Below are 16,129 nucleotides of genomic sequence, written 5' to 3' on the forward strand. Positions count from 1 at the left end.
CATTAGCCTGCCGTCCATTCATTGATGGAGGCTCACGCCATGCAAAAGATCCTGCTCCTCAACGGTGGCAAGCAGTTCGCCCACTCCGACGGCCGCTACAACGCCACCCTGCACGAAGCCGCCCTCGCCCACCTCGACCATGCCGGCTTCGAGCTCAAGGAAACCTTCATCGACGGCGGCTACGACATCGACGAGGAAGTGCAGAAATTCCTTTGGGCCGACGTGATCATCTATCAGATGCCCGGCTGGTGGATGGGTGCGCCCTGGACCGTGAAGAAGTACCTCGACGAGGTATTCACCGCCGGCCACGGCAGCCTCTACGCCAACGACGGCCGCACTCGCTCCGACGCCTCGCAGAAATACGGCAGCGGCGGCCTGATCCAGGGCAAGCAGTACATGCTCTCGCTGACCTGGAACGCCCCGCAGCAGGCCTTCGACGACCCGAGCGACTTCTTCGAGGCCAAGGGCGTGGACGCGGTCTACTTCCCCTTCCACAAGGCCAACCAGTTCCTCGGCATGACCCCGCTGCCGACCTTCCTCTGCGTGGACGTGATGAAGCGTCCGAACATCGAGGCCGATGTACTGCGTTACCAGCAGCACCTGAGCGCGATGCTGCCCGCCCAGGCATAGCGCACCGGGTGCTTGCCCGTGATCGTTGAACTGCCGGACGGCACGCTCTAGATTGAGCCTCTGCCGCCCGGCAGCTGCAATGGATTGAAGTACGACATGGACACCGCACTGCCCACTTTCAGCACCACACCCCTGCTCCTGCGCCCGCTGGAGCTGGCCGACGCGCCGGCCATCCAGCGCGTATTCGCCCAGTGGGAAATCGTCAGATACCTGACCAGCCAGATTCCCTGGCCCTACCCCGCCGATGGCGCGCTGACCTTCCTCCGCGACTTCGCACTTCCCGCGATGGCACGCGGCACCGAGTGGCACTGGACGATTCGCCCGCGCGGCGAGCCGGAATGTCTGATCGGCATGCTCAGCCTGCGCGAGGAAGCAGGCAACAACCGCGGTTTCTGGCTGGCTCCACAATGGCAGGGCCAAGGCCTGATGCAGGAAGCCTGCACGGTGGCGACCGACTACTGGTTCGAAACCCTGGACAAGCCATTGCTGCAGGCGCCGAAAGCACTGCCCAACATCGTCTCGCGGCGCATCTCCGAACGCAGCGGCATGCGCCTGGTGGCGACCCGCGAAAGCGACTATGTGGCCGGCCGACTGCTCAGCCAGATCTGGGAAATCACCCGGGAAGAATGGCGCGAGCAGCGCAGGTTGTAGGCGATGGATGCGCCAAGCCCGCCCCTGCGCTAGGCTCTGCACCTTTCTTAAAGGAGATACACCCATGCCCCGCGCTACTGCCCGTCACATCCTGGTTGCCAGCGAAGCCAAGTGCAACGAACTGAAAACCGCCATCGAAGGCGGCGCCGACTTCGCCCAGATCGCCAAGGAAAACTCCACCTGCCCGTCCAGCCGCCAGGGCGGCGACCTCGGTTCCTTCGGCCCGGGCCAGATGGTTCGTGAGTTCGACCAGGTGGTGTTCAGCGCCCCGGTCGGCGTGGTCCAGGGCCCGGTGAAAACCCAGTTCGGCTACCACCTGCTGGAAGTTACCTCGCGCCAAGACTAAGTGCGGAGGCAACAAAAAGCCGCCGGCAGTCGAGCTGCCGGCGGCTTTTTTGTGGCTGGAGGAATCAGGCGCTGCGTTGCAGCTGCCGGGTCATGAAGTCTTCTTCCAGCAGCTGATCCTGTTCGCCGCTGGTATCGAGTTCGACGTTGTCGCGATGGCTCGGCCCGCGCCGCTGGCGCAGCTTGCCGAGTTGGTGTTCGAGGGCGTGGTTGAGTTTTTCCATGGCGCCATCGAGGGCGAACTCCAGGGATTCGGCATGGTGAGTCACCGAGATCGGCTGCAGGCCCTTGGGCCGCGCCTCGATCTGGCAGCGCTTGTCGTGGCTGCCGGCCTTATGGCCATTCTCGTCGTTCAGGTGGACCACGACGCGGGTCAGTTCCTCTTCGAAACGTTGCAGTTGGCTGGTGATACTGGCGCTGACCCAGCTAACGAGACGGGCGCTGCCTTCAATGTGGTTATCGCTATGAACCTGGATTTGCATAAAGCCTTCCTTATTCAAACGTTCAGCCATATGTCGCTCTGCAGCGACGACCTCAGCCTACGCCTTCCAACGCCGAAATGGATAGAGCGAATAATCGAGAAATACTCTTTGCTGAGCTGGATCAAGGTTTCACCCGCCCGCTCAGGCGTTTCGAAAAAGACCACACGGTCGACAGCAACCGCTCTATCTGGCATCTTTCGGCCATCAGGAGTAATCAACGCAAGGAGCGCAGATGAAAGGATTGTCCGCCGGCCTGCTACTGGCCGGCACCCTGTTAGGCGGCTGTGAGCGGCCAGGCGAGCAGTACCTCGGCAAGTGGCAGGACACCCGCTCCACCAGCACCACCCTGGACATCGTGCGTAACGAAGACCAGTTCATGATCAGCGAAACCCGCCCCGCCATGAGCACCGATCAGCCCGATACCAGACAGATTCCTGCCCTGTACAGCGGCGACGCGCTGCAGTTGCGCAACGGCCAGAGCCCATCGCGGCTGAGCATCGACCCGGCCAGCGGCCACCTGAGCAATGGCCAGCGCGAATTCCGGCGCCTGAACTGAAGCCGCCCGCCCCATGGTCTAAGCTCCCGCTTCCATATCGGAAAACTGGAGGGAACCCCATGGGCCTGTTCAACAAGATCCTGCAAGTACTCGGCTTCGGCGACGAAGCCCAGGCCGCACCAGCAGCGCCCAGCGCCGCACCGGCAGCCAGCGCCCCGACCGCCGCACCTGCGCCGCAAGCCATCGCCGTGGTGGACGTGGTCGCCAAGCTCGAAGGCCTGGCCGCCAGCCACCCGGAAAAGCTCAACTGGAAAGTCTCCATCGTCGACCTGCTCAAGCTCCTCGGCCTGGACAGCAGCCTGGGCGCCCGCAAGGAACTGGCCACAGAGCTGGGCTGCCCGGCGGAGAAAATGGGCGACTCGGCGCAGATGAACATCTGGCTGCACAAGACGGTGCTGCAGAAGCTGGCGGACAACGGCGGCAACGTACCGGCCGACCTGCTCGACTGACGGAAACGCCAAGCGGATCGGCGCATACGCGCCTTTCCGTTCCCTCCCACGCCTGCATCAGCGCCGACAGGCCTGTCCCGAGCAGTTGACTAGGCAGGCCGTGCAATCTACCGTTCAGTGCGCACTGAAGCGCTTGGCCAAGCCCTGGGCACGGAACTGCTCGACCACGAAATCGACGAACACCCGGGTCTTCTGCGGCAACAGCTTCTGCGCGGCGAAGTGGATGGAGATGATGCCGGTGTCCACGTACCAGTCCGGCAGCACCCGCACCAGCGTGCCATGGACCAGGTGCGGCAGCGCATGCGGCATGGCCACCAGGCAGATGCCGAGATGCGACAGCGCCGCCTGGCAGGCCGCCTCCGGATCACCCAGAACGATGCGTGGGCGCAGCTCGATGCTGGCCTGCAGCCCCTCGCGATTGCGCAGCAACATGGCACGAATTCGTCCGATCTGCGGAGCACGGATCAGGATGCCGTCATGCCTGGCCAGCTCGTCCGGCGCACGCGGCTCGCCGTGCTCGGCCAGGTAGGCTCGCGAGGCCAGCAGTACCCGATGCGCCGGCGCCAGCTCGCGCGCCACCATGCCCGGCGACATCTCGAAGCCACCACCGACGGCGGCATCGAAGCCTTCGGCGATCAGGTCCACCGGGCGATTATCGAAGTGGAAATCCGGCTGCACACCCGGGTAGCGCGCCAGGAACTCGGGCAGCAGCGGCATCACGTAATAGCGGCCGAAGGCCGGGGCCATGCTGACCTTGAGCACCCCGGCCGGCTGGCCCTGCAGGCTGGACAGGTTGGCCATGGCCGCCTGCAGGCCACTCAGCCCGCTCGCCGCCTCGCGCAGGAAGTGCTCGCCGGCCTCGGTCAGCGACAGGCTGCGGGTACTGCGCTGGAACAGCCGCACCTGCAACTCGGCCTCCAGACGCGCCACGTTCTTGCCCACCGCCGCCGGCGTCAGGCCCAGGCGCCTTGCGGCCTCGGCAAAGCTGCCGGCCTCGGCGCTGCGCACAAAACACTCGATGCAGTTGAGGGTATCCATGGCCGGACTATAAACCATCAGTATCGAAAGAAACGCGAAAATACCGACTAATCAGAATTCAATTCCGGGCAGATACTCGTTTCCACCAAACACCTACCCCCGTGGAGACGATCATGACCAACACCCTCACCCTGCAAGACAAAGTGGCATTCATCCAAGGCGGCTCGCGCGGCATCGGCGCCGCTGTAGCCAAGCGCCTGGCCCGTGAAGGCGCCGCCGTGGCCCTGACCTACAGCCAATCGCCGGACGCCGCCCAGGCCGTGGTTCAGAGCATCGAGGCCGCTGGTGGTCGCGCCTTGGCGATCAAGGCTGACAGCGCCGACGCCGACGCCATTCGCGGCGCGATCCGCCAAGCCGCGGAAGCCTTCGGGCGCCTCGACATCCTGGTCAACAACGCAGGCGTGCTGGCCATCGCACCGATCGAGGAGTTCGCCCTGGAAGACCTCGACCGCACCCTGGCAATCAACGTGCGCAGCGTGGTCATCGCCAGCCAGGAGGCGGCCCTGCACATGGGTAATGGCGGGCGCATCATCCAGATCGGTAGCACCAATGCCGACCGCATGCCCTTCGCTGGTGGCGCCGTGTACGCCATGAGCAAGTCGGCGCTGGTCGGCCTGACCAAGGGCCTGGCCCGCGACCTAGGCCCGCGCGGCATCACGGTCAACAATGTGCAGCCCGGCCCGGTGGACACCGACATGAACCCGGCCAACAGTGACTTCGCCGAATCCCTCAAGCAGCTGATGGCAGTGGGGCGCTACGGCCAGGTCGAGGAGATCGCCAGCTTCGTCGCCTACCTGTCCGGCCCGGAAGCCGGCTACATCACTGGCGCCAACCTGCTGATCGACGGCGGCTTCTCCGCCTGATCCACACCACAACCCCGTGCCGGCATGCCCGCGCACGGGGTTTTCTTTTGCCCCGGCAGTGGCGAAACTGCGCGCCCTCCTGATCAGGAAACGCCGCATGGACCGCGCCGCCCCAGCTCCCCGCTCGAAACTGAAGATCGCTCTGTCCTTACTCGCCCTGCTGGCCGCGGCCACCATTGCTTACGGGCAGTGGCAGGCACTACCGCAGTACGCACAGCTGTTCGCCGCTTTTGGCGCCGAGGTTCCCTGGCCCAGCGCCCTGCTGGTCGAGCATCCGCAAGGCGTCTGGATATACCTGCGCTGCGCACTGGCACACAACTTCGTCTGGTTCTGTACCTGGCTGATCAGCAGAGAACGCTGGGCCTCCGCAGGGCTCGGCCTGGCCACCGCCTGCACATGGCTGTCTCTGGCACTGATACTGATCGCCCTCTATCTGCCGATGTTCACCATCGCCGTCTGAAAGCAGACCCGTTAGAATCTCGCCCCTCAGTTCGTCCCGCCATGCGGGGCTCCGTCAGACGCAACCAGCGAGAACACCGCCATGGGCGCACAGTGGAAAGCCAAACCTAAAGAAGCCGCAGCCAACGCCAGGGGCAAGATCTTCGGCCGCCTGGTCAAGGAGATCATGGTCGCCGCACGCAACGGTGCCGACCCGGACACCAACGCCAAACTGCGCGTCGCCGTGCATGCGGCCAAGAAAGCCTCGATGCCCAAGGACACCCTGGAGCGGGCGATCAAGAAAGGCGCCGGCCTGCTCGGCGAGACCGTCAACTTCGAACGCACCACCTACGAAGGCTTCGCCCCGCACCAGGTGCCGGTGGTCGTCGAATGCCTGACCGACAACGTGAACCGTACCGTGGCGGAAATCCGCGTGCTGTTCCGCAAGGGCCAGATGGGCGCCTCCGGCTCGGTGACCTGGGACTTCAGCCACGTTGGCATGATCGAAGCTTCCTCCGACAGCGGTGCCGATCCAGAGCTGGCCGCCATCGAGGCCGGTGCCCAGGATTTCGAGCCATCCGATGAAGGTAACACCCTGTTCGTCACCGAACTGACCGACCTCGACGCCGTGTGCAAGGCTCTGCCGGAGCATGGTTTCACCGTCAACTCGGCGAAGATCGGCTACATGCCGAAGAACCCGGTGACCAACCTGACGCCCGAGCAGCTCGAAGAAGTCGAAGCCTTCCTCGAAGCCCTCGACAACCACGACGACGTGCAGAACGTCTACGTCGGCCTCGCCGGCTGATGAGCCGGGCCAGCTTCCACCAGCAGCACGCCGCAGGCGCCGAGGCCGAAGCCCGACGCCTGCTGGAGCAGCGCACCGCACTGGGTGCGCGCTGGCTGGACTGGGTAGCTGCCGAGCTGTACCGCCTCACCCCGCCCGAATACGCCGCCATGGTGCGCCGCGAGCTGCAACGGCTACGCGACGCTTGAACCTGCTGAGCATCGCCGCCGCCTGCCTGCTCGACGAACAGGGCCGTCTGCTGCTGGTGCGCAAACGCGCTACCCGTGCTTTCATGCTGCCCGGCGGCAAGGTCGAACCTGGCGAAGCACTGCTCGACGCCCTGCAACGCGAGCTGCGCGAAGAGTTGGACTTGCACCTAGACCCGGCGACCCTCACCCCGCTCGGCCGCTTCCGCGCGCCAGCCGCCAACGAAGCCGACACCAAGATCGATGCCAGCCTGTTTCTCGCCCGCCTGACGCAACCGGTGCAGGCAGGTGCAGAACTGGAAGAACTGCGTTGGTACGCCCTACAGCAACCCGAGCCAGACGATCTGGCGCCGCTGCTGCACCTGCACGTACTGCCCGCCCTGCGCCGCCTGACGCGCGGCTGAACCGGCCTCGCCGTTCGCGACTATGCTTGCAGACACGGCATAGAGCAGGCTGGCGCAGCCTGGGAGGTGGCAATGATCCTGAAACCGAATCACCGCAACTGAATCGTTTTCGGAGGACTCCACCATGAGCAAGGCACTCGACCGGCACAAGGAGGCGAAGAAAAAGCCCCTGAAGACCGCCCAGGAAAAACGCATGGCCAAGCGCTCCAAGAAGTCTGGCGCCACCCTGCTGGGCAGCCACGCCGCCAATCCCTGAAACACCGGCACCCGGCTTCGGCCGGGTGCTCGTTTCTACGGCCAGCACCAGCGCTGGCGACCTCCTCTCTCCCGCCCCATCAGCAAACCTCCGCGTTGATCCACGGCAAGGCGCGTTACCCGCCAGCGCCTAATATCGCCCGCGAAAAAACACCCGCCCCTGAGACGGAACCCGTATCAACAAACAGGAGGTTTTCATGAGCATCACTTCATCGAGCATCTGCGCCGCCGCAGAGGCCCTGCAAGGTCTGGTCGGCTACAACGCCAAGCACCAGCAACATATCGTGCGTTTCAGCGAGGACTCCTTCGGCCTGGACGTCAGCGAAGACAGCATCCAGCCCTGCTGCGAGTTCGTCTGGCAACCGCTCAAGGGCAAGCTGATGACCCTCAGCCGGGCACGTCTGGGCCTGTTGCTGGAACAACGCATCGACGAGCGCCTGAACATTTCCGAGCCGCTGCGGGTCTATCTGCACCGCAGCGATCTGCCGGAAATCATCGCCGAGCGGCGCAAGCAGGGCTGACACGCGGAGAACGCTGGGCAGTATGGGCTGGCATAATGCGTGCCCGACGATTGAAAGGACTGCAATCGATGCTCTCGCGGCTTCTGCCCTGGCTGCTCGCCCTGTCACTGAGCGCTACGTCCTGCCTCGCGGCGGAGGGCGAGCTGCGCTATCCACGCGCCCCGCAGGGCGACGAGTTCCGCCCACGCTACCCTCTGGCGCTGCTGCAACTGGCCCTGGACAAGGCCGGCAGTGCGCTGCGCATCAAACCCTCCCGCCACCCTATGGAGCAGGACCGCGCCCTGCTCAATCTGGAGCAGGGCACGGCGGTCGATGTGGTCTGGACCATGACCAGCATCGAGCGCGAACAGCGCCTGCTGCCGGTACGCATTCCCCTGGACAAGGGCCTGTACGGCTGGCGTATCGCCCTGTTGCGCAAGGATCGCCGCGAGCTGCTGCGCAACGTGCATAGCCTCGCTGAGTTGCAGGCGCTGCGCGCTGGTCAGGGCCACGATTGGCCGGACACGGACATCCTGCGCAGCCACGGCCTGCCCGTAGAGGTCAGCGCCAGCTACGACAGCCTGTTCCTGATGCTGCGCGCCGAGCGTTTCGACTACTTCCCCCGTGCGGTGTTAGAGGCCAACGCGGAACTCGCCCATGTCAGCGCGGGCGATCTTGCGCTAGATCAGCACCTGGCCCTGCACTACCCCACGGCCTTGTATTTCTTCTTCTCCCGCCAGCGCCCCGAGCTGGCCGAAACGGTGCGCGCAGGGCTGGAACTGGCGCTGGCCGACGGCTCCTTCGAGCAACTGTTCCAGCAGTACCACGGCGCCGATCTGGCACTGGCCCGACTGGACCAGCGCCGAGTGATCGAACTGGATAATCCGCTGCTGCCGGTACAGACACCGCTGCAGCGTGCCGAGCTGTGGTATCGACCTTAGAGCCTGTTCAAAGGCTGCTGCGCGTCGGCCATGCGTCGTTAAAAACAGGCTCGAAATGCTCATTTACCATCCGTAAACTGCGCTTCCTCGCCTGTGTTTGCCTAGCCTGGCTCTAGCTCGCAAGCCTTTGAACAGGCTCTTAGGGTTGCGTACCTTTGAGGGCATTGCGTGTGTGGCTGCCGAAGTGACTGAACAGTTCCACCAGCAACGCATCCAGCGCCGGATCGGGTTGCGCCGGCGCCAGCCGATTACCCTCGCTGAAACCCTGGCTGGCAACGCCACGCGCCAGCCACTGGCCGATCAGCGCATCGAATTCATCGGCACGCGCATTGGACTCGGCCGCCACCACATCCACCGCGTAGTCCACGGAGAAGGCCGGATAGCTGGCATCGCGCCCCTGCTCGGCATAGGCCGTCAGCAGCGGGTCATGCATCTGGCCCTGCGCCAACAAGGCCTGCATGCGCTCGAACTGGTACTGCTCGATAGCCGTGTGACGGTCGGCGACCCGCTTGATCGCCGCCTCGCGGTCCTCGTTGAAACCGGCCTGGGCCTTGGCCTCGATCAGCACCATGTCGGCCAGGTCGACACCCGGTAGCACGCGGCTGTGGTACGGCTGGGTAAGGTCCTGCAGGTAGTGCATGGCCCAGCCGAGAAAGCGGTAGCCCCAGTAACGATGACCACTGGCGAAGGCCAGGCGCGCCAGCCCGGTGTACTGGTAGATGCGCCAGTGCGGCAGGGTCTGCCCCAGGTAGGGTGCCGCCGTGAACACCAGCGCCGACTCGTGGTAGTAGCCGATATGAAACGGCGCCTGCGACGAATACTCGAAACGTGCATCGCCAAAGGGTTGCGGGCCGAAGTTGTAGCGCTGCCCGGCTGTACCGGGATTGTCGCTGAACAGGTTGATGTCGTGACCATAGTCCGGCTCGTCGGCCGCACTGGCCAGCACCTGCAACGCGGTGACCCGTTCGCCCGGCTGCAGCGCCAGGTAGCGCCAGTGACTCCAGGGCCCGACCTTGCGGAACACCAGCACCCGGTCGCTGGCCAGTGTCGGTCGTCCAGCGGCGTCCTGCCCCGGCAACTGCTGGATGAAACTGGCCAGACGCACCTCGGGATTGATGCGCAGGGCCGCGAGAAAGGTGGCCCGCCGATCACTACCGGCCGCGCCCCGCCAGCGCAGTGCATCCGGACGCTCGGGATAGTAGGCGAAGTGTTCGCGGGCATAACGCTCCTGCTCGTCCAGCAACTGCTCGATGGCGGGCGCCTGGTCAACGAGGAACGCCTCCAGCGGCTCCACCGTCACCGCCTCGGCAACTTGCGCCACATCGCGCAGGGCCAGCAAGCTGCCCAGTGAGTGGTTGGACCAGGCCAGGGCCTGGCAGGACAGGGCCAACAGACCGATGCAGGACAACAGTACGAGCGCTCTCACACAGGCTTCCCGAAGAGAAAAATGAGCGGCAAGCCTACCGGCGCGAAACGCGTCCGACACTGTCAGGTCGCGCCACTGGCAGTCACCAATCGGGCAGCTCGTCAGACGATGAAGGCCAGCCCCGCACCAATGAGCAGCAACAGTCCGATGGCCAGCCCGGCCATGCGCCATGCGCCGCCACTCGTTGGAGGTGATACCGAACGCGCTTGGGCCGCCGCGTGCAAGGGGTTGATGGTTGGCGCAGCGGCCACGCCGGGACGCGCCCTGGCCGGCTTGGGCAGCGGCAGATCGACGGCACGAACGAACAGGGTGGCATCCTCGTCAGCCTCCTCCACCTGCTCCGTCTCGACCCTGGGACCTATCACCAGCAGGGTGACCGAACCCATGCGCAACTGGTCTCCGGGCTTGAGCTGCGCTGCGTTGATCTTCTCGCCGTTGACCAGCACACCGTTGGCCGAGGCCAGGTCCTTGACCTCCAGCACATCGTCCTTGAGGAAGAACTCGCAGTGCCGCCGCGACAGCTGCGCATCACCGAAGCACAGCTCGCACTTGGCCGAGCGGCCAAACGTCATCGAGCCACTGATGTGGAACTTCCGCCCCTCGTGCTCGCCCTGCATCACCTGCAGGAACCAGCGCTGGGTGACGTCATCGCGTGGCGTGCCGCGGCTCGGGTCGCTCAGCAGCAACTCCACGCCGCCCAGGCGCAGGCAGTCACCGTGGCGCAACTGATAGCGCCCGGCGACCCGCTCGTCATTGACGAAGGTGCCCTGCTCGCTGTCGCAGTCGCCAATGAAATAAAGCCCGTCTTCCTGGCGAATCTCGGCGTGGAATGGGCTGATCCCGGTATCTTCCAGAACCAGCTGGTTGCGCCGATCGCGCCCCAGGGTGACGCGCTCTTCAACCAGCCAGACCGGGGCCTGGCGACTGTCCTTGAAATGCAGTTTGAGCATGATGCGGGTCCTGTCGGTCAGCGACCGAAGATGTTGTTCCATGCGCGCTTGAGTGGGTTGCTGTCGCGCTCTTCACGAGCGGCGGCGCGGGCCCTGGAGGCCCTGGCCGAGTCGAGCAGCTGCTGATGCTCGCCCTGCATCTGCAACAGCTCTGGGTTGTCCGGTTCGGCCTGCAGGCCGCGCTCGATCATGGCCAGCGCCCCGGGGAAATCGCTGCGTCGGTATTCGGCATTGGCCATGTCGCGGTACAGCAGCGCCACGCGGTTCAGACCCTCGATAGCCGCGGAATTATCCGGGGCCCAACCCAGAATCTGCCGGTAGTAATGCACCGCGCTGTCCTCCTCGGGCAGCAACAGGCGCTTGTCGGCGATGCTCTGCTCGGCCAGCTGCAGGTAACGTTCGATACGCGCAGCCAGCACGCGCTGAAGGCCTTGCAGGGCTGCGGCATGCTGCGCGTCGATGGCCAGAGCCTGGCGGTAGTAGTAATCGGCGTTGTCGCCAGCCGGCTCGGTGAGCTGCCCGGCGGCCAGGCGCTGCTCGGCCAGGGCGAGGAAGGCCTCGATCCGCGCCGTGCGGATCCGTTGCAGACCGGACAGGGCCTCTTCGCTGTCGTCGTCGAGCTGCAGCACCTGGTTGAAATAGTGCTCGGCACTGTCCTGCGCAGGCTCGATCAGCTGGCCAGCATCAAAACGCTGCTCGGCCTGAGCCAGCAAAGCCTCGATCTGCCGCCGCTCCTTGAGGTAGAGCGCAGTCGAGGTAAGGGTGCCGATCAGCACCAGCAGGGTAAGCCCCAGCAGCAGCGGCATGGCCGAACGACGCCGGCGTGGCGCGCGACTCGTCTGTTCGGGCAACGCCAGCGCCGGGCGCAGCTGGGTTTCGTCCAGCTCGCTCAGCTCCACGCCATCCAGCGCCAGCAACAGCTCGCGACAATCGGCAAAGCGCCGCTCCGGGGCCTTGGCCAGCATTCGCGCCAGCAGCCCCTGGAATGCCGTCAGATGATTGGGGAGCGCCGGCAACGCCATCTGCACATGGTTGACCACGGTCTGGGTGTAGTTGCCACCGCGGAAGGGATTACGACCCGTGAGCATCTCCAGCAGGATCACGCCCAGGCTGTAGATGTCACTACGGGCATCCAGCACCTGACACTGCGCCTGCTCCGGACTGCTGTAGGCGGGGCTGCCGACGGCCACGCCGAACTGGGTCAGCTCGCTGTCGATGTCCAGATCCTTGGCCACGCCGAAGTCGGTGAGCACCGCGGTGCCATCCTCGCGAAACATAATGTTGGCCGGCTTCACGTCACGGTGTACCAGGCCCTTGTCGTGCACCACGGCCAGGCCGCTGGCCACCTGACGAACGATCTGCAGGGCGCGCTCGGGAGCGAAAAATTCGCCCTTGTGCCGTGCCAGATCGCCACCAGCGAGGAACTCCATGGCCAGGTAATCGCGCCCGTCGGGCAGGCGGCCGACATCGTGAATGGTGATGATCGATGGATGATTGAGCGAGGCGACTATGTGCGCCTCGCGCACGAAGCGCTTGCTGAACGCTTCGTCCTCGGCATCGCGCAGCACCTTGATCGCCACCTTGCGATGCAGCGACTGCTGGGTAGCCAGGTAGACCTCGGCCATACCGCCTTTGCCCAGTTGCCCGTGTACGCGGTAGCCGGGTATTTCAAGCAGAGTGTCGCTCATTGGATGTGTCTGTCAGTGCTTGCGGGAAGTGAGCCAACGACTAATGAAGTTGCGCGATTTTGTAGCGATTTGTGGCGAGTCGGCCACGTTATGGGCCAGCGCGACGCAGGAAATATTGTCTCTGCCGCCCAGCTGGTTTGCCAGCCCCACCAGTTGCTCGACCAACTCATCGAGAGTGGCCGCACTGGCACAGACCGCCTGAATCTGTTCATCGTTCAGTTCGCCGGTCAGGCCGTCACTGCACAGCAGCAGCAACTCACCCGGCTGCAGCCGCCCACGCACCCGCCCCACTTCGAGCGCCTGCCCGGCCAAGCCCAGGCACTGGGTCACGATATTGCGCCGCGGATGCTGGCGAGCCTGCTCCTGGCTCAGCTCACCGGCGTCGATCATTGCCTGCACCCAGCTATGGTCGTGGGTCAGCTGCACTATCCCGTCCAGGCTCACACGATAGGCTCGACTGTCGCCGACCCAGGCCACTTCGAACTCATCGTCCACAAACTGCACGGCAACCAGCGTGCTGCCCATGGCACGCCCTCCCGCCTGCTCACTGGCCGCCAGGATATTGCGATGGGCACAGAGGATCGCCTGATCCAGCGCCGTACCTGAGCCAACTTCGTCGCCCAGGATCTTCAGCGCCAGGGCACTGGCCACCTCGCCGCACTGATGTCCGCCCATGCCGTCGGCCACCGCCCACAAGCCAAGCCGGGGCAGACATAACACGGCGTCCTCGTTATGTTCGCGCACCTGACCGGCGACGCTCTGCGCCGAATATCCGAGGGACTGCTGGGTGAGCGACATGCTCATGGGCGAACGACCTCCTGACTGCATAGGTGCATGATGCGGCGCCGGCCCACGCCTGTCAGCCCAGGGCGGTGGAACTGTTAAGCAGTCCTCAGCCAGCGGCACGTGGCAGGCAGCGCAGCAAGCCCATCGCCAGCATGCAGCCAGGTATGATGCCGCGCTTTTTTCGGGATGCCGTATCCATGCCCAAGCGCTGTGCCCTGCTGTTGCTGCTCTGCATCACTCTGCCCGCCCTCGCCACACCGCCACGCACTTTCAGCGAAGCCAAGAAAGTCGCGTGGCGACTCTATGCCCACCAGTCGATCGAGTTCTATTGCGGTTGTCGCTACAACGGCAATCGGGTCGACCTGAAGAGCTGCGGCTACCTGCCGCGCAAGAATCCCCAGCGTGCGGCACGTATCGAGTGGGAGCACCTGGTACCGGCCTGGGTCATCGGCCATCAGCGCCGCTGCTGGCAGCAAGGTGGACGGAAGAACTGCGCCCGCAACGACGAAACATTTCGCCGAGCCGAAGCCGACCTGTTCAACCTGGTGCCCGCCATCGGCGAGATCAACGGCGACCGCAGCAACTACTCCTTCGCCTGGCTGCCACAGCAACCGCAGCAATATGGCGCCTGCCCGATGGTGGTGAATTTCAAGGCGCGCAAGGCCATGCCGCGAACGCGGGTACGCGGCATGATCGCCCGCACCTACTTCTACATGAGCCAGCGCTATGGCCTGCGCCTGTCGCGCCAGGAGCGCAAGCTCTATGAGGCCTGGAATCACGCCTACCCGGTGCAGAACTGGGAGCGCCGGCGCAATCAGCGAATAGCCTGCGTCATGGGCTGGGGCAATTCATTCGTCGGCAAAATCGACCTGAAAGCCTGCCGCTGAAGCGCGACCACTTACCGGAAAAAAGCAAAAATCATTAGGTAAAACCCGGCTTTACCTGTAGGGTGTCCGGACTGTGCTGCATGTGTCACCGCAAATCGACCGGTTTAGATCTCGGTCCGACCTACCTCGGTTTCTTTACTCTTTGCACTCAGTCATGGCCTGGGCTGTTCCAGTGCTGTGTTCACTTTGTTCAAGGAGATATCCCATGTCCGCACGTCAAACTGGCACCGTTAAGTGGTTCAACGACGAGAAAGGCTTCGGCTTCATCACCCCGGAAAGCGGTGCTGATCTGTTCGTTCACTACCGCTCCATCCAGAGCACCGGTTTCAAGAGCCTGCAGGAAGGCCAGAAGGTTTCCTTCATCGCCGTCCAGGGCCAGAAAGGCATGCAGGCCGACGAAGTTCAGGTTATCTGATCTTCCCGGCTCTAAAAGAACCGGCCCACGGGCCGGTTTTTTTATCCCCGTAATTTCCCTAATGAGGTGAACCATGCGAGCCAAGAAAGCCACCCCGCAAGCCAAGCCGCCAGCAGCTGTGGAGACCCGTGAGTCCCTGGAAGCACAGGTTGCCGCCTTCCTCAGTTCCGGTGGGGAAATCCAGCAGGTCGCCAAAGGTGTCAGTGGCCAATCCTGGACGCCCACCCGCCAGATCAGTCTGGGCAAGAAGTAAGTCGAACCGCCGCGCGGCAGAAATACTGGCACTTTGCCCAGCAGTTCCTTGCCGCGCCCGACAAAGCGCTGCATGCTTGCGCTCATAACAACTATGAGCACGCGCTGATGTTCAAGCGACTGCGCAACGACTTCCAGCTGTCCATAATCGCCCTGATGGGCGTTATCGGTGTGCTCGGCATCACCCCTTACGCGGTCTATAGGTTGCTGCACGGCAACTACCTGGTCGGCATCGCCGACAGCATCATCGTCCTCTCCACCATAACCGCCGTGATCTATGCCTGGCGCACCGGAGACACGGAGAAACCCGGCCTTTATCTTGCCGGCGTATTTTCCGTAGGCGCCACCCTGATCGCCATCAATCTCGGGGTCAATGGTCTGTTCTGGATCTATCCACTGATCCTCTTCAACTTCTTCATGGTCTCCCCCGGCAAAGCGATAGTTGCCAGCCTGCTGGTTCTCGCTGGCCTGGTCGGTCATTCCATCTGGGTGCCCGGCAGCGTATTCGACAGCCACTACCAGATGATCTCCTTTCTCGTCACCAACGCCATGGCCGGCGTACTGACCTTCATCTTCGCCTACCGCACCCGCATACAGCGCGAGCAACTGCAGGTACTGGCAATTCATGATCCGCTGACCGGCGCGCGCAACCGCCGAGCGATGAACGAAGAGCTGAAGATCGCCGTATCCAGTCAGCGCCGCCACGGTCGCCAGTACGGGGTATTAGCCATGGATCTGGATCACTTCAAGAAGATCAACGATCAGTATGGCCACCACGCCGGCGACCTGGTTCTGGTCGAGTTCGTCGAACTGATCAAGACCTGCTCACGCAAGGAAGACCGCCTGTTCCGCTTTGGCGGCGAAGAATTCCTGCTGCTCCTGCCCGATACCACCCCCCAGGGCCTGAAGGCTGCTGCCGACAACCTGCTGGAGCAGGTGCGTATCCAGCTGCGCAGCCCGGGAGGAATGGTCACCGTCTCCATCGGTGGCGCCATGCTGCGCCAGGACGAGCCCTGGAGTCACTGGTTACAGCGGGCCGATCAATGCCTGTACCAGGCCAAAAGCAACGGGCGCAATCGCAGTATCATCGATACCAGCCGCGAACCGCTGACTACACTGTAAGCAGGCCAATCATGGCCCTTGACCAGCCGCCCCGGGGGAGCGACGCCTTGAGATGGGAGGT

23 protein-coding genes are annotated in these 16,129 nt (G+C 63.9%); 17 read left to right on the top strand and 6 right to left on the bottom strand.

The genetic code is table 11. The annotated features are described in order from the left end of the window. The first annotated feature begins 39 nt into the window (after nucleotides 1–39). The 3 genes from AYB31_RS02275 (at nucleotide 40) to AYB31_RS02285 (ending at nucleotide 1,627) form a co-directional block, all read left to right on the top strand. The gene (locus tag AYB31_RS02275; protein ID WP_068825380.1) at nucleotides 40–630 is read left to right on the top strand and encodes an NAD(P)H-dependent oxidoreductase; all 591 of its coding nucleotides are present in this window, start codon (nucleotides 40–42) and stop codon (nucleotides 628–630) included. 96 nt (nucleotides 631–726) lie between these two features. After that, nucleotides 727–1,281 carry a GNAT family N-acetyltransferase gene (locus AYB31_RS02280; protein ID WP_068825382.1) on the top strand — a complete coding sequence of 185 codons (555 nt, stop codon included), beginning with the start codon at nucleotides 727–729 and terminating at the stop codon, nucleotides 1,279–1,281. Nucleotides 1,282–1,345: 64 nt separating this feature from the next. Beyond that, nucleotides 1,346–1,627, top strand: coding sequence for a peptidylprolyl isomerase (locus AYB31_RS02285; RefSeq protein ID WP_068825384.1), 282 nt, complete (start codon nucleotides 1,346–1,348; stop codon nucleotides 1,625–1,627). A gap of 64 nt (nucleotides 1,628–1,691) precedes the next feature. Here AYB31_RS02285 and AYB31_RS02290 read toward each other — a convergent pair whose 3' ends face one another. Continuing rightward, complete coding sequence (locus AYB31_RS02290) at nucleotides 1,692–2,108, bottom strand: HPF/RaiA family ribosome-associated protein (RefSeq protein WP_068825386.1); 417 nt, start codon at nucleotides 2,106–2,108, stop codon at nucleotides 1,692–1,694. A gap of 232 nt (nucleotides 2,109–2,340) precedes the next feature. On the opposite strand from AYB31_RS02290, the gene AYB31_RS02295 reads away from it, so the two are divergent. Both AYB31_RS02295 and AYB31_RS02300 read left to right on the top strand, forming a co-directional pair. Beyond that, a complete protein-coding gene (locus AYB31_RS02295; protein WP_068825388.1) occupies nucleotides 2,341–2,664 on the top strand; it encodes a hypothetical protein in 324 nt (107 codons plus the stop codon). A 59-nt stretch (nucleotides 2,665–2,723) separates the two neighbouring features. Beyond that, on the top strand, nucleotides 2,724–3,113 hold the full coding sequence (locus AYB31_RS02300) for a DUF3597 domain-containing protein (protein ID WP_068825390.1): 390 nt from the start codon (nucleotides 2,724–2,726) through the stop codon (nucleotides 3,111–3,113). A gap of 114 nt (nucleotides 3,114–3,227) precedes the next feature. On the opposite strand, the gene AYB31_RS02305 is transcribed toward AYB31_RS02300, so the two are convergent. Then, complete coding sequence (locus tag AYB31_RS02305) at nucleotides 3,228–4,151, bottom strand: LysR family transcriptional regulator (RefSeq protein WP_068825392.1); 924 nt, start codon at nucleotides 4,149–4,151, stop codon at nucleotides 3,228–3,230. A 113-nt stretch (nucleotides 4,152–4,264) separates the two neighbouring features. Between AYB31_RS02305 and AYB31_RS02310 the strand changes: the two genes are divergently transcribed. From AYB31_RS02310 to AYB31_RS02340, 8 genes are all read left to right on the top strand, one after another. After that, nucleotides 4,265–5,014 carry a 3-oxoacyl-ACP reductase family protein gene (locus AYB31_RS02310; protein WP_068825394.1) on the top strand — a complete coding sequence of 250 codons (750 nt, stop codon included), beginning with the start codon at nucleotides 4,265–4,267 and terminating at the stop codon, nucleotides 5,012–5,014. 97 nt (nucleotides 5,015–5,111) lie between these two features. Then, nucleotides 5,112–5,474, top strand: coding sequence for a hypothetical protein (locus AYB31_RS02315; RefSeq protein ID WP_068825396.1), 363 nt, complete (start codon nucleotides 5,112–5,114; stop codon nucleotides 5,472–5,474). A gap of 81 nt (nucleotides 5,475–5,555) precedes the next feature. Continuing rightward, entirely contained in the window at nucleotides 5,556–6,257 is a 702-nt protein-coding gene (locus AYB31_RS02320) for a YebC/PmpR family DNA-binding transcriptional regulator (RefSeq protein WP_068825398.1), read from the top strand. Beyond that, on the top strand, nucleotides 6,257–6,445 hold the full coding sequence (locus AYB31_RS02325) for a hypothetical protein (RefSeq protein ID WP_068825400.1): 189 nt from the start codon (nucleotides 6,257–6,259) through the stop codon (nucleotides 6,443–6,445). The genes AYB31_RS02320 and AYB31_RS02325 overlap by 1 nt, the downstream gene beginning before the upstream one ends. Continuing rightward, nucleotides 6,442–6,846 carry an NUDIX hydrolase gene (locus AYB31_RS02330; protein ID WP_068825402.1) on the top strand — a complete coding sequence of 135 codons (405 nt, stop codon included), beginning with the start codon at nucleotides 6,442–6,444 and terminating at the stop codon, nucleotides 6,844–6,846. The genes AYB31_RS02325 and AYB31_RS02330 overlap by 4 nt, the downstream gene beginning before the upstream one ends. 124 nt (nucleotides 6,847–6,970) lie before the next feature. Beyond that, the gene (locus AYB31_RS22105) at nucleotides 6,971–7,102 is read left to right on the top strand and encodes a hypothetical protein (protein WP_269085687.1); all 132 of its coding nucleotides are present in this window, start codon (nucleotides 6,971–6,973) and stop codon (nucleotides 7,100–7,102) included. A 196-nt stretch (nucleotides 7,103–7,298) separates the two neighbouring features. After that, a complete protein-coding gene (locus tag AYB31_RS02335) occupies nucleotides 7,299–7,622 on the top strand; it encodes a DUF2025 family protein (protein WP_068825404.1) in 324 nt (107 codons plus the stop codon). 68 nt (nucleotides 7,623–7,690) lie between these two features. Continuing rightward, entirely contained in the window at nucleotides 7,691–8,542 is an 852-nt protein-coding gene (locus AYB31_RS02340) for a substrate-binding periplasmic protein (protein ID WP_068825406.1), read from the top strand. A gap of 139 nt (nucleotides 8,543–8,681) precedes the next feature. Here the strand turns inward: AYB31_RS02340 and AYB31_RS02345 are convergent, their stop codons facing one another. The 4 genes from AYB31_RS02345 to AYB31_RS02360 form a co-directional block, all read right to left on the bottom strand. Next, nucleotides 8,682–9,968 (bottom strand): phospholipase, encoded by a 1,287-nt coding sequence (locus AYB31_RS02345; protein WP_068825408.1) that lies wholly within the window; start codon nucleotides 9,966–9,968, stop codon nucleotides 8,682–8,684. 101 nt (nucleotides 9,969–10,069) lie between these two features. Further along, a complete protein-coding gene (locus tag AYB31_RS02350) occupies nucleotides 10,070–10,918 on the bottom strand; it encodes an FHA domain-containing protein (RefSeq protein ID WP_068825411.1) in 849 nt (282 codons plus the stop codon). Nucleotides 10,919–10,935: 17 nt separating this feature from the next. Continuing rightward, nucleotides 10,936–12,606 (bottom strand): serine/threonine-protein kinase, encoded by a 1,671-nt coding sequence (locus tag AYB31_RS02355; protein ID WP_068825413.1) that lies wholly within the window; start codon nucleotides 12,604–12,606, stop codon nucleotides 10,936–10,938. A gap of 12 nt (nucleotides 12,607–12,618) precedes the next feature. Continuing rightward, the gene (locus AYB31_RS02360) at nucleotides 12,619–13,410 is read right to left on the bottom strand and encodes a PP2C family protein-serine/threonine phosphatase (RefSeq protein WP_068825415.1); all 792 of its coding nucleotides are present in this window, start codon (nucleotides 13,408–13,410) and stop codon (nucleotides 12,619–12,621) included. A 179-nt stretch (nucleotides 13,411–13,589) separates the two neighbouring features. On the opposite strand from AYB31_RS02360, the gene AYB31_RS02365 reads away from it, so the two are divergent. From AYB31_RS02365 to AYB31_RS02380, 4 genes are all read left to right on the top strand, one after another. After that, on the top strand, nucleotides 13,590–14,279 hold the full coding sequence (locus AYB31_RS02365) for an endonuclease (protein ID WP_068825798.1): 690 nt from the start codon (nucleotides 13,590–13,592) through the stop codon (nucleotides 14,277–14,279). A 205-nt stretch (nucleotides 14,280–14,484) separates the two neighbouring features. After that, entirely contained in the window at nucleotides 14,485–14,694 is a 210-nt protein-coding gene (locus AYB31_RS02370) for a cold-shock protein (RefSeq protein ID WP_068825417.1), read from the top strand. A gap of 73 nt (nucleotides 14,695–14,767) precedes the next feature. Next, the gene (locus AYB31_RS02375) at nucleotides 14,768–14,947 is read left to right on the top strand and encodes a hypothetical protein (RefSeq protein WP_068825419.1); all 180 of its coding nucleotides are present in this window, start codon (nucleotides 14,768–14,770) and stop codon (nucleotides 14,945–14,947) included. 107 nt (nucleotides 14,948–15,054) lie between these two features. Beyond that, nucleotides 15,055–16,068 (top strand): GGDEF domain-containing protein, encoded by a 1,014-nt coding sequence (locus AYB31_RS02380; protein WP_068825421.1) that lies wholly within the window; start codon nucleotides 15,055–15,057, stop codon nucleotides 16,066–16,068. Nucleotides 16,069–16,129 lie beyond the last annotated feature (61 nt).

This window comes from Pseudomonas sp. BMS12, assembly GCF_001592875.1.
Classification (GTDB): Bacteria; Pseudomonadota; Gammaproteobacteria; order Pseudomonadales; family Pseudomonadaceae; genus Aquipseudomonas.

What these genes read in the sequence shown, in the direction of transcription:
- AYB31_RS02295 (WP_068825388.1), top strand. Translation starts at nt 2,341, where the DNA reads ATGAAAGGATTGTCCGCCGGCCTGCTACTGGCCGGCACCCTGTTAGGC.
- AYB31_RS02285 (WP_068825384.1), top strand. Translation starts at nt 1,346, where the DNA reads ATGCCCCGCGCTACTGCCCGTCACATCCTGGTTGCCAGCGAAGCCAAG.
- AYB31_RS02340 (WP_068825406.1), top strand. Translation starts at nt 7,691, where the DNA reads ATGCTCTCGCGGCTTCTGCCCTGGCTGCTCGCCCTGTCACTGAGCGCT.
- AYB31_RS02315 (WP_068825396.1), top strand. Translation starts at nt 5,112, where the DNA reads ATGGACCGCGCCGCCCCAGCTCCCCGCTCGAAACTGAAGATCGCTCTG.
- AYB31_RS02335 (WP_068825404.1), top strand. Translation starts at nt 7,299, where the DNA reads ATGAGCATCACTTCATCGAGCATCTGCGCCGCCGCAGAGGCCCTGCAA.
- AYB31_RS02280 (WP_068825382.1), top strand. Translation starts at nt 727, where the DNA reads ATGGACACCGCACTGCCCACTTTCAGCACCACACCCCTGCTCCTGCGC.
- AYB31_RS22105 (WP_269085687.1), top strand. Translation starts at nt 6,971, where the DNA reads ATGAGCAAGGCACTCGACCGGCACAAGGAGGCGAAGAAAAAGCCCCTG.
- AYB31_RS02380 (WP_068825421.1), top strand. Translation starts at nt 15,055, where the DNA reads ATGTTCAAGCGACTGCGCAACGACTTCCAGCTGTCCATAATCGCCCTG.
- AYB31_RS02310 (WP_068825394.1), top strand. Translation starts at nt 4,265, where the DNA reads ATGACCAACACCCTCACCCTGCAAGACAAAGTGGCATTCATCCAAGGC.
- AYB31_RS02360 (WP_068825415.1), bottom strand. Translation starts at nt 13,410, where the DNA reads ATGAGCATGTCGCTCACCCAGCAGTCCCTCGGATATTCGGCGCAGAGC.
- AYB31_RS02320 (WP_068825398.1), top strand. Translation starts at nt 5,556, where the DNA reads ATGGGCGCACAGTGGAAAGCCAAACCTAAAGAAGCCGCAGCCAACGCC.
- AYB31_RS02375 (WP_068825419.1), top strand. Translation starts at nt 14,768, where the DNA reads ATGCGAGCCAAGAAAGCCACCCCGCAAGCCAAGCCGCCAGCAGCTGTG.
- AYB31_RS02290 (WP_068825386.1), bottom strand. Translation starts at nt 2,108, where the DNA reads ATGCAAATCCAGGTTCATAGCGATAACCACATTGAAGGCAGCGCCCGT.
- AYB31_RS02355 (WP_068825413.1), bottom strand. Translation starts at nt 12,606, where the DNA reads ATGAGCGACACTCTGCTTGAAATACCCGGCTACCGCGTACACGGGCAA.
- AYB31_RS02300 (WP_068825390.1), top strand. Translation starts at nt 2,724, where the DNA reads ATGGGCCTGTTCAACAAGATCCTGCAAGTACTCGGCTTCGGCGACGAA.
- AYB31_RS02350 (WP_068825411.1), bottom strand. Translation starts at nt 10,918, where the DNA reads ATGCTCAAACTGCATTTCAAGGACAGTCGCCAGGCCCCGGTCTGGCTG.
- AYB31_RS02325 (WP_068825400.1), top strand. Translation starts at nt 6,257, where the DNA reads ATGAGCCGGGCCAGCTTCCACCAGCAGCACGCCGCAGGCGCCGAGGCC.
- AYB31_RS02275 (WP_068825380.1), top strand. Translation starts at nt 40, where the DNA reads ATGCAAAAGATCCTGCTCCTCAACGGTGGCAAGCAGTTCGCCCACTCC.
- AYB31_RS02305 (WP_068825392.1), bottom strand. Translation starts at nt 4,151, where the DNA reads ATGGATACCCTCAACTGCATCGAGTGTTTTGTGCGCAGCGCCGAGGCC.
- AYB31_RS02370 (WP_068825417.1), top strand. Translation starts at nt 14,485, where the DNA reads ATGTCCGCACGTCAAACTGGCACCGTTAAGTGGTTCAACGACGAGAAA.
- AYB31_RS02365 (WP_068825798.1), top strand. Translation starts at nt 13,590, where the DNA reads ATGCCCAAGCGCTGTGCCCTGCTGTTGCTGCTCTGCATCACTCTGCCC.